The following is a 10,489-nucleotide window of genomic DNA, read 5'->3' as shown; positions in this document are numbered from 1 at the left end:
GTTCACTGCCTTTAATATCATATTGAACTTGCCACATTCGTCCATCCCTAGTATTCAACTTAATGAAAGTCCACATGTTTTGTGTGGGAAATAATTGATAAGTTGCATTACATACGGGTTCTGGACTATTTGCTTTCTCCGTTTTATCTGTAGCTATTGATTGATTTGAGCATGATGTCAAACAACAAATAAATACAAACAATAAAATGATAATTTTTCTCATACGGCACAATTTATAAATCTTCCATAGCTTCCGCTTCGATTACTTCGCCATTAATTTTATCAAAATAAATAAGTGTTACATAGCAGCCATCCGTAAAACTACCTTTAATCTGTAATTCAATGTCTCCTTTCTCTGTGGTATATCCTGTAACATATTTGCACCTATTCATTCTTACTTCATGTATTTTAGAATTATCGTCATTTTGCATAATTTTAGTCTGAAATTCTTCAATACAAACTTCTGGCTCACCATACTTTTTAGTCAGCATTTCTTTTAGGGAGAAGTAATTATTTGAGAGTGATGACCATGTTTCTAAAGAAGGAAACATTACTCCGACCTTAGCAACTAAATTCTTTTGTTTTAAAGCTATAGCAGCTACTGTACAGTTTTTGTATGCTGCAAAATCTCCTTTTAATATGGCAGTTCCATCTTCTGTGCCAATGTGAGTAAGTCCTTTCTGTTTTAACTTTGACACAAATTCAGTTAAGGTTCCATCAATGGGCACACCTTTAAATGTTAGATGTTCAGATGTTGTTTGAGCGAATGTAGATAAAGTCACAATTGCAAACAATAATAAAAATAGATTCCTTTTCATAATTTATTAGCTTTATTAGTTATTGACATTTATGTTGCAAATATATTAAATATAAATAATAATTACAATACATATTTTGTCCTTTTATTTATGCAAATGCGTTCAAAAACATTCATAAGAATTATTACTTATATTCTAATGCGATTCTTTTATATCCCCAACTCAAAAATATAAGTACTCTAAATTCATACCCCCGCCCCTTTTATTGAGGAAGTGTTTTTTATTTAGACTTTATGCTTTGATAGAGTGAAACTAGTAACATAATAAAAAGATAATTATTTTCTATAATTAAGAGACTAAGTAACGTTGAAACTCCCTATAAATCGTTGAATGTTGAACATTTAATAGAACCAAAACAAAGATTATTTTTTTTATCTACGTATGCATAATTTCGTCCCTTTAATATTACCATTGGAGTATTTTCATCAACTTCCATATCTTTCATTTTCTTTATTATAATGATTTCTGGTAGAACAGAAGTATATAATTGAAGATTATAGAAGCCCATTTCAATATGTTCATCCCCCCACCATTGATGAGGAAAACTAGTAAAATGATTATGTACATATATTGGGGTAGTTAATACATATTTTGTAGTTTGGTCGAATAATGAGTATATTTTTAACTCTGATTCAAAATTAGAATTAATCTCATAGCTAAAACAAATTGTATAGATTCCTTTCTTTTCTATATTTTCTTTGAGTGGAACAATAAATAATCTTCTATCAGGGTCTGTTATTTTTAATATTAGTTGTCGTTTTGAGGTTAAAAGAATAGCGACTGGTAGATAATAGTCTTCGTCATGATAAGATATTATGTTCTTATGGGATGATAATTCATCAAATTTGATAGCGATGTTGGCAAGATAATGAAAATCAAATGCTTTCTTTATTAATAGTAATCCCAAAGCTTTAATTATTAAAGCTATATTTACAATTATTTTATCAATAATAGAAATATGCTTTTCATCTGTTGCTGTATATAATAATACTGCATCATTAGATATTTCTTCGTTATAATGCGCCCCTCCGTTTTTATTAGCTACAATTTTTATAACTTCTTCTATAGTGAAACTTTTTTGGGGAGTTTCAACAATGCAATATTGAAGCCACTTTCCTATATCCTCTTTTTGATAATGTAATTTGTCTCTCTCTAAACTAACATTCATTACATTAAAATAGCATTCACAATCTTTGCTTATCTTAATCTTTTCAGGAATAGTAGAAAGATAGATATATTGCTTCACTTCTAAGATTTTCTGAATAGCATAATATAATGGAACAGGGGTTTGTTTGTCTTTTATTAAAATTGCTCTCAATTGTCCTGCAATAGGTATAACATGATATTTCTTACCTAATGATATGAGAGATAAACTGTCATTTATTATTTGCAAACTATAAAACAGTTCAATATATTGGCGACCTGTACTCTTTTTCATTTCCTATATAATTTTATAGTCAAAGATACATAATTACTTGGGATTACAATTCTACAAAAGCATAAATTAGTATATTAAAATGACAAACTAGATAAGTACTTTAAAATCCCCCCCTTTTAGATTTAAGCTATATTTCTATTTGAACTTTATGCAGTGATAGAGTGACATATTTGATTTGTCAGTGAGCGTATCAGATGTATATCGTGCATAAGCCCCTTCTGTTACCCAAAATACCCCTCACCAATCATTAGGAAAAATGAAAGGATTACATGAATTGCTATTCGGCCCACAAATCTTTTGAACTTCTGAAATGTGCGGACTTATCAACGATTTGTATATGTCTACATATAAAGATGCACAAAGGAAAGTGAATGAATAGTACTTCATGTTAAGCCCTCATTTTGTCCTTAAATACACTATTTACTAATCTATTATTATGCGTATGGAGAATTTAAAGATTTTATTGACGTTTGGAATAATTCTAATTGTGCCAGTAGTCTTAATGCCACAGTTCTTTATTGGATTATTAATACTGATTGTGGCTTGCTTAGCTTTCAGACAGAGAAATTTCTAATATTAACTAAATAAATTACAGATTATGGAATCAACATTACAGATTATGCCAGTACAGAGAACTAGTAGAAACTTTGGTGAATATGCAGAAGAAGCGGTAATAATTGAAGAGCCAGTAAAGCCCAAGAAAGTAAACCACTTTATAGAAGCAAATTCTGTAGAGGTCACTTTAGACCATTTAAAGAATGAGAATGTGATACCAGTTTTCAGCAAGGATAATGAACTGACTATTTCGCATCCGCAATTCATTGAAACGGTCTGGGAAGCTGCCAACTCATTCTATAGTGGTGAACAAATCGAGCAGCCAGATATAAGGTGCAGCCATGTGATAAAAGGAAGAAAACCAGAAGCCGTTAACAAGCCAAAGAACCTGTTAACGGAAGCTGACACTACCCAATATTACGAAAGGTGCGCTTTTGCCATAGATATTCCATCTATCTATGAAGATGTATCTGGCAACAGGCTTAATCTTTCTATAGTTGGCGTTCGTGCCTTGAATAGAGAGAATCTAGCAACTAAGAAAAGCCCAGAGTTATTCAGATTGGCAGTTTCATTCAAGAATACCGTATGCTGTAACATGTGCGTTTTCACAGACGGATATAAGGACGACATAAAAGTAATGAGCACAAAGGAACTGTTTAGGGCTACATTGGAACTACTTAATAATTTCAATGCAGCCAAAAACATACATTTGTTGCAAACGCTTGGCGATTCTTACTTGAATGAGCACCAATTTGTGACCTTGCTTGGCAGAATGAGACTTTATCAATGCCTACCACAGGGGTATCAAAAAGAAATTCCACGTATGTTATTTACTGATACACAAGTTAACAATGTGGCTAGGGCTTATATCAATGATGAGAACTTTGGGAGCTTAGGAAATGATTTGTCTATGTGGAAACTTTACAACTTGCTCACAGGTGCAAATAAGAGTAGCTATATAGATTCATTTTTGGATAGAGCCTATAATGCTACAGAACTTGCAACGGGTATATGTTCCGCTTTACATGGTGATGACAAGTATCAATGGTTTCTTAGTTAGTGGTATTACAGAGTACTTAAAAGGGGCATCCATATAATAAGGGTGTCCCTTTATTATTCATTACCTATTAATACTCAAAAGATTATGTTACAAGCGTTATTAGTCGTTATATCTTGGATTATCTTGTTACTTGTTATGTGTGCAATCTCACCTATTGTATTCTTCTTGATGATTATCTGGACTATATATAAGATTATTACAATGAAGTAGTACATTAAAATACAGAAAAAACAAAGAGCATCCATACAGGTGCTCTTTTTATTTATAAACCTCTTAAATATTTGGAATATGGTAATAGAAGGCAGTCGCGAATACAAGGCAGCGCAAGAACTTGAAAGAGCCTTGAACGATTATAGTTGGAATCCTAAAAAGTTTGCTGAAAGTACAAGGTATTATCACCGTACACTACAGCAGGAATTAATGAAAACCATAGTGGAGATTATTCGCATGGTTGGTAATAAAAACTATGGCACAGACCTTAGAAATCAGGCATCGCACGAACTTTGCAAACGGATAGTTGACAGTGGCGTGTTGGATGAAGCCCACCTACCTTTTATATAGGTTGAATGAAGTAAGGACATTATTTACTTAGTGTCCTTGCTTTATAAAAATGTTCACTTTGATGATTAGTGAATGTTTAGCTAGTAATCAGTAAGTTAGATATTCCAACTCAAAATTAATATTCACTTTTATTAGTTTCACTATAAAACAGAACGTTATGTCACTTAAATATTCAAGTACAACAGCAGATTATCTGCAATGGAATGAAGCAATGAACTTAATAAGAAAATTGGCAAGGGATAGTAATTATAAGATGTCACTTCTTATTGCTTTAGGTTGCTTCACAGGTCTAAGAATTTCTGATATTCTTGCTTTAAGGTGGAATCAGATATTAGATGCAGAAGAATTTACCATTACAGAGATTAAAACAGGAAAGCAAAGGACAATTAGGATTAATATGCAGCTACAGCAACATATCAGAGATTGTTATGAGCATATAAGTCCAGTTGGCATAAATGCACCTGTATTGATAAGTCAGAAGGGGACAGTGTACACAGTTCAGAGAATCAATGTCATGCTGAAAGAGATTAAGAAAAAATATAGACTACAAATAGGCAATTTTTCGTGTCATTCTCTTAGAAAGACTTTTGGCAGACAGGTCTACAACATGAATAACGATAATTCAGAGCTTGCACTTGTTAAGCTCATGGAGCTATTCAATCATTCCAGTGTATCAATTACTAAAAGATACTTGGGATTAAGGCAAGAGGAATTATTAAATACTTATGATTGTCTTAGCTTCTGATAATTGAGATTTGAGACAGAATGAATCGGACTTTACTTATTTATGCTCTGAATAGTTCTGTCTCCAATCAAAAAAATATGAAGTAGAAATAGCTCTCAACTATTATTTTAACAGGCAGATTTAATTGCAAAATAAATACCTTTCATTATCTTTGTGCCAATTCCAAAAACTTAGAGAGTTAAGTTGTTGGAAGGACATATTAACGAAAGGTGTTATTGAAATTATCTTCTACTGACAAATTCTCGCAAAATTTGAAATGGAGTGAAGATGGTAGCAATAGCACCACATCATTTGATATATACCTACCTTATATATATCCTGTAAGGTTATTAGATATTGTCAAATTGGTGTAGGCTATTGTTTTATCCACTCCAAAGGCGATGCGAGAAGCCAGTCAGTAGGATAAGACAGTAAGTTCCCACACCTTTTTTGTATGTAGAATTGTATCTATTGGGAACTGGATACAACAAATAATAAAACTATGAAACAGCCATCTCTACAACCTGTTCCTACTTCTCAATAGCCAATAATGCTATAATAGTTACTTTGGATATTTTAAAAAGTAAAAAAACATCAGAATACAAATTCTACAATTAAAGGAGGTAATTTAATGAAACGACAATTATTAATATTATTATTTTATTTAGGAAATACAAATCTTTTTGCACAGGATTTGACAATAAAACAGCTTATCACCAAAGCCGAAAATGCTATCTTTACAGTTTTTGCTGCAGATGAACAAGGAAATACTTTCTCACAAGGAAGTGGTTTCTTCATATCTGCACAAGGTGTAGGAATTACCAATTACCATGTTTTAGATGGGGCGCATAGTGGCTATATTAAAGATAAAAACGGAAATAAATATAAGATAAAATCTATTCTTGATTATAATCCTAATACTGACCTTGTTAAATTCCAAGTGGAAAACACCAACTTAAAAAGTTTCAATTATCTTCATATTTCATATAGAACACAAGTAAAAGGGGAGCAAATCATAAATATCAGTTCGCCATTAGGACTTGAGCAAACAGTTTCAACTGGAATAATATCATCCATTCGCACAGATGAGATGCATGGTTCAATATTGCAGATTACTGCACCTATTTCTCATGGAAGCAGTGGGTCACCAGTTATGGATATGAAAGGAAATGTAGTTGGAATTGCTACATTTTGTAGAGAGGGAGGACAGAGTTTAAACTTTGCAGTAAATGCCACTCAAATTTCAAAACTAAGTCATAAACGGAATATTAGCGTTTCTCAAATGAATACCAATCCTTTAGAAACGAAAATGGTAAAATCAGCCAATGATGCTTATTTTATGGGAGATACCAATAAGGCATTATCCTTGCTTGATAATGAGTTGAAAACAAATCCTTCAAATCATTTAGCTTTCTATATGAAAGGTATGATAGAGTTTAGTATAAAAAATGTAGAGTCTGCATTAAGTAATTTAATTAAAGCATGCGAGATTGGAAAGGATATATCATTCTACTATAAGCAATTAGGAAAGTGTTACTTTCAATTGTATATTTATACCCATGATACTTCATACGCCGAATATGCTCTCAACGCATATTCAAAAGGATTACAACTTACGACTGAAGATGCAGAACTCTTTTATCATATTGGAATTCTATTTTACCAATACGCATTAAAAAGTACTGAAAATCCGTATTCTGATAATAACAAACAATTATATTTAAAAGCGCAAGAAGCCCTAGATTATTCGATAAAGATATATCCAACAGCGGAAGCATATACAGCACGAGCTGACGTAAAAAAAATGATTAGAAATTATGGTAGTACCATTTTAGACTGTGACAAAGCCATTGAATTAGCTCCAGATTATTACCGTGGATATTTCACAAGAGGTGACATTAAGATATTTGATATAGGAAGCTATGAGGGGATAGTAGACTTAGAAAGAGCATTATTTTTTGTTCTTGACCCTAAAGAAAAAGCGGATATATTAGGACTTAGAGCGACAGCGTATGAAAGAAAAGCCTTTCAAGAGCTAGGGGCTAATGCTGGTGACCTAGCTGCAAAAGCTATTCTTGACTACGAAGAAGCTTATAAATTGAGTAATCAACCTATGTATCAAGAGTTTAAAAACAAATTGATTGATAAAATAAAAGAATATGTACAACAAAGAGGTTCTTTCCCTTGATTCCATTTCTATATTTTGAGAATAAATATTTAAATTTTAAATACTGTTTATTATGAAGAAACTTAGATTGTTTATTATTGTTGTAATATTATTTATTGTGAAAAGCACGTATGCTCAAAATGAAATTACAGGTTTTCTTGGAGTTAAATTTGGTGATACCAATTATGTTGCAATAGACATATTAAAAAAGAAATTTCCTCAATTAGAGTATAACTTTCCATATATAAACATTCCTCAAATTTCTTTTTTAGGAACAACCTTTGATAGTCTTGTTATTACATTTAAGGAAGGTAAATTAGTAGAGGGAACATTTTCATTATCTGAAACGACAAGCGCATTACTTAATGAATATCCATTTAGAACCCAAGAACAAACACAAGCTACAATCAAAAACAAACAAGAATATATTGTCAATAAATACACCCAATTATTTAATGATATAGGTAATACTTTTGTAATCAAATATGGTAAACCTCAATTTCCCAGTGAGGGAACTGCCATTTGGAGAGATAATAAATTAAATTCTATAAAGATAAATTCTTCTATTGAAAGTCGTAATGGCTCAAATATAATATATTTTGATGGTAAATTAGCCATTACATATCAAGTTGGAATGTCTACTGATGAGTTTTAATAATACCGGTAAATAATTCGCACATAGCGATGAACAAGAATTTAATAAAAGTAGGAATTTGTTTTCACTGTTTCCTTTTGTCATGCCAACCTAAGCAACGGACAGAGATTATATCCACTATAGACAGCACCTTACAGGTTAATGCGACCTCTATTCTGGAAGAAAAATTATCAGAGATAAATGCCCAATCTGGGCAGGTTATAGTAATGGAAGTTCAATCAGGGCAAATTAAGGCTTTAGTTGGACTTACTAAAAAAGATAGTACGAACTACCAATCATGTGAGAACTTCTCTGTATGGCAGTCTACTGGTCTGATGCGCCCAATATCACTATTGGCAGCTTTAGAAACAGGTAAGGTGAAATTGAGTGATAAGGTTGATACAGGAGATGGTATCTATCAAGTTCATGGCAGAGAGCTTAAAGACCATAATTGGCATAGAGGTGGGTATGGTGAGCTTACAGTACAAGAAGGATTGGCAGTTGGTTCCAATATCGCTACTTATAAGACAATGGAGAAAGCTTTTGGTGATAATCCTCAAACCTTTTTCGATTTACTTGCTAATATGAGCTATGGTAAGCCAGATAGCATCAATGGAATTGCCAGTCTGCAACCTTACAAGATTACAGAAAAAAATATCACTTGGAACTGTATAGGATATGAACAGCTTATTTCACCTATTCAAGTCCTTACCTTCTATAATGCTATCGCCAATAATGGGAAGATGATACAGCCTCAACTATACAAGGATAGTGTAGTAGTTATTAATCCTCAAATAGCAAGTAGGGCTAGTATTGATAGTTTGAAGAAAGCTCTAGTATTTAATGTTACTGACGGATTAGGTCAACCAGCCAAATCAGATATGATTACCGTAGCAGGACAACAAGGCACTATCGTAGTTTCTACAGATAATGGTAATACAGTGTATTCAGTTGAGTTCTGTGGTTACTTCCCTGCCAATAATCCCAAGTATAGTATCATTGTATCTATTAATAAGACTGGATTGCCTGCAAGTGGTGGACTAATGGCAGGTGATGTGTTTAAGAAAATAATAGTAAATTTAAAACAGAATTGAAATGACAAAAATGTCTCAATGTAGTACATGTATTGGAGATGGAGTTCATTGTGAACATTATCGACCAACCGATGATAGTCCTTGTCCTAATTATATATTTGATACTTCAAGTACGGAACAAGGTACTATTAAATATGAAGTTAAGAAAGCTTTATATCGATATATCGTGCTAATTATTATAGTCCTTATACTTCTTTCTTTTATTGGAGCAGTCACTTTTTGGGATTATGTATCTATTATTCCTTATCTAAGTTTTTTGGTTTCTCTCTATTTAGTGATTGCGCACTTTGATAGAATATTACAATTGGTTAAGGAGAAATTTTGGAATAGAAAGATAAAACATCATGAAACAAGGAATATTGAATTTGCCACTAGAAATGACCAAAAACAAGCTAATCATTCTGAAATAAGTAAGATTGTAGATACGGTTATGAACACATCAAATAACAGAACAAGAGATTTGGTTATCAATACTTTAAAAGAAATTGGTTGTCAACCAGAAGTTGATGATGATGATGACATCTTGTTTTAAATATCAAAATGAGGTACTTTTTTATTAACGCAGATAATCGAACCGCTTTTATCATAATCTGGTCTAACTTTGGAAGTCTTTCTTTAAATGACCCTGATATAAATATCCTGAAAGATGCTATAAATCAAACTAATATGGACGGACGTGTTACTTTAGCATATTTTATTAATAATGAAGAGAATACTATAACTGTATATTGTAAGCATTATCTACCATTTGTACATGAAATACCTTCAATTCAAGAATATCTACGAAGTAATTTGGACAATTTCTTTTGGACACATCAATATTTAGTGGATAAACTAAATTCTTTAAAAGAGAATCCTACAATGCAGAGTTCAAAAGGACGAATCATTATAAAAGGTTTTAATGCCAAACATGATAATGAATAATAAGAAAGGCAGCATTTGGAGTTCATTCGTTGTTAGCTTTCTTTTATTAAGATGGAAGTAATAGATTGTATAATTCTTAGTAATTAGAATATCATGGAAGCAATTTTAGCAATAATAATCACTGCAATCCTTTTCTGTTTTTTTATAAGAAAGGGAAAGAATGAAATTAGTGAGCAAACAACAGAAGATGTTATTGATTCAGCCTATACAGAAGCATATAAGCTAGTTATAAAACAAAAAAAAGACGTAAACGAAGTAGACCATATATTAGAATCAAAAGGACTTGATGAATCCCAAAGAAATTCAATTATAGTATCATTACTACAAATTACAAATGACAAGAAAGCTAAAAGAAAACAGCGTATCGCAAATGCTCCTAGTGATATTTTATATGGTGGAATATGGTGTATTGGTGGTATTACATTAACATGCTTATCTTTGCTTTTAAGTGATTCTATAGGTATTGGATTCTTATTTTGTGGAGCTATCATTTATGGGATTCAAAGATTTGTGA

Annotated in this window: 11 protein-coding genes and 1 pseudogene; 9 read left to right on the top strand and 3 right to left on the bottom strand. The window is 31.9% G+C overall.

From position 1 onward, the window contains the following. The 3 genes and pseudogenes from BSAG_RS25670 to BSAG_RS10775 all read right to left on the bottom strand — a co-directional run. Positions 1-223: pseudogene (locus tag BSAG_RS25670) on the bottom strand (hypothetical protein); the annotation flags it as partial. 10 nt (positions 224-233) lie between these two features. Continuing rightward, positions 234-818 carry a hypothetical protein gene (locus BSAG_RS10770; protein WP_008771048.1) on the bottom strand — a complete coding sequence of 195 codons (585 nt, stop codon included), beginning with the start codon at positions 816-818 and terminating at the stop codon, positions 234-236. A gap of 316 nt (positions 819-1,134) precedes the next feature. Continuing rightward, positions 1,135-2,256: a hypothetical protein gene (locus BSAG_RS10775; RefSeq protein ID WP_008771047.1), complete on the bottom strand. Its 1,122-nt coding sequence runs from the start codon at positions 2,254-2,256 to the stop codon at positions 1,135-1,137. 598 nt (positions 2,257-2,854) lie between these two features. On the opposite strand from BSAG_RS10775, the gene BSAG_RS10780 reads away from it, so the two are divergent. The 9 genes from BSAG_RS10780 to BSAG_RS25290 all read left to right on the top strand — a co-directional run. Beyond that, entirely contained in the window at positions 2,855-3,871 is a 1,017-nt protein-coding gene (locus BSAG_RS10780; protein WP_008771046.1) for a DUF3871 family protein, read from the top strand. A gap of 288 nt (positions 3,872-4,159) precedes the next feature. Next, positions 4,160-4,432: a hypothetical protein gene (locus BSAG_RS10785; protein WP_008771045.1), complete on the top strand. Its 273-nt coding sequence runs from the start codon at positions 4,160-4,162 to the stop codon at positions 4,430-4,432. Positions 4,433-4,589: 157 nt separating this feature from the next. Further along, positions 4,590-5,177 carry a tyrosine-type recombinase/integrase gene (locus BSAG_RS10790; protein ID WP_008771044.1) on the top strand — a complete coding sequence of 196 codons (588 nt, stop codon included), beginning with the start codon at positions 4,590-4,592 and terminating at the stop codon, positions 5,175-5,177. A 610-nt stretch (positions 5,178-5,787) separates the two neighbouring features. Beyond that, the gene (locus tag BSAG_RS10795; RefSeq protein ID WP_008771043.1) at positions 5,788-7,344 is read left to right on the top strand and encodes a trypsin-like peptidase domain-containing protein; all 1,557 of its coding nucleotides are present in this window, start codon (positions 5,788-5,790) and stop codon (positions 7,342-7,344) included. A 52-nt stretch (positions 7,345-7,396) separates the two neighbouring features. Continuing rightward, positions 7,397-7,978 (top strand): hypothetical protein, encoded by a 582-nt coding sequence (locus BSAG_RS10800; RefSeq protein WP_008771042.1) that lies wholly within the window; start codon positions 7,397-7,399, stop codon positions 7,976-7,978. Positions 7,979-8,007: 29 nt separating this feature from the next. Continuing rightward, entirely contained in the window at positions 8,008-9,051 is a 1,044-nt protein-coding gene (locus tag BSAG_RS10805; RefSeq protein WP_008997562.1) for a penicillin-binding transpeptidase domain-containing protein, read from the top strand. Position 9,052: 1 nt separating this feature from the next. Next, positions 9,053-9,583: a hypothetical protein gene (locus tag BSAG_RS10810; protein ID WP_008997561.1), complete on the top strand. Its 531-nt coding sequence runs from the start codon at positions 9,053-9,055 to the stop codon at positions 9,581-9,583. Between the two features lie 8 nt (positions 9,584-9,591). After that, positions 9,592-9,975 carry a hypothetical protein gene (locus BSAG_RS10815; protein ID WP_008997560.1) on the top strand — a complete coding sequence of 128 codons (384 nt, stop codon included), beginning with the start codon at positions 9,592-9,594 and terminating at the stop codon, positions 9,973-9,975. A gap of 93 nt (positions 9,976-10,068) precedes the next feature. After that, the coding region (locus BSAG_RS25290) for a hypothetical protein (protein ID WP_008997559.1) at positions 10,069-10,489 on the top strand (421 nt) is incomplete at its 3' end.

Source organism: Bacteroides sp. D1, assembly GCF_000157095.2.
Lineage (GTDB): Bacteria > Bacteroidota > Bacteroidia > Bacteroidales > Bacteroidaceae > Bacteroides > Bacteroides xylanisolvens.
This window is presented reverse-complemented; position numbering and strand designations above follow the sequence as displayed.

Excerpts from the sequence above, each read along its gene's own strand:
- BSAG_RS10815 (WP_008997560.1), top strand. The coding sequence starts at position 9,592 with ATGAGGTACTTTTTTATTAACGCAGATAATCGAACCGCTTTTATCATA.
- BSAG_RS10785 (WP_008771045.1), top strand. The coding sequence starts at position 4,160 with ATGGTAATAGAAGGCAGTCGCGAATACAAGGCAGCGCAAGAACTTGAA.
- BSAG_RS10805 (WP_008997562.1), top strand. The coding sequence starts at position 8,008 with ATGAACAAGAATTTAATAAAAGTAGGAATTTGTTTTCACTGTTTCCTT.
- BSAG_RS10810 (WP_008997561.1), top strand. The coding sequence starts at position 9,053 with ATGACAAAAATGTCTCAATGTAGTACATGTATTGGAGATGGAGTTCAT.
- BSAG_RS10790 (WP_008771044.1), top strand. The coding sequence starts at position 4,590 with ATGTCACTTAAATATTCAAGTACAACAGCAGATTATCTGCAATGGAAT.
- BSAG_RS10770 (WP_008771048.1), bottom strand. The coding sequence starts at position 818 with ATGAAAAGGAATCTATTTTTATTATTGTTTGCAATTGTGACTTTATCT.
- BSAG_RS10780 (WP_008771046.1), top strand. The coding sequence starts at position 2,855 with ATGGAATCAACATTACAGATTATGCCAGTACAGAGAACTAGTAGAAAC.
- BSAG_RS10800 (WP_008771042.1), top strand. The coding sequence starts at position 7,397 with ATGAAGAAACTTAGATTGTTTATTATTGTTGTAATATTATTTATTGTG.
- BSAG_RS10795 (WP_008771043.1), top strand. The coding sequence starts at position 5,788 with ATGAAACGACAATTATTAATATTATTATTTTATTTAGGAAATACAAAT.
- BSAG_RS10775 (WP_008771047.1), bottom strand. The coding sequence starts at position 2,256 with ATGAAAAAGAGTACAGGTCGCCAATATATTGAACTGTTTTATAGTTTG.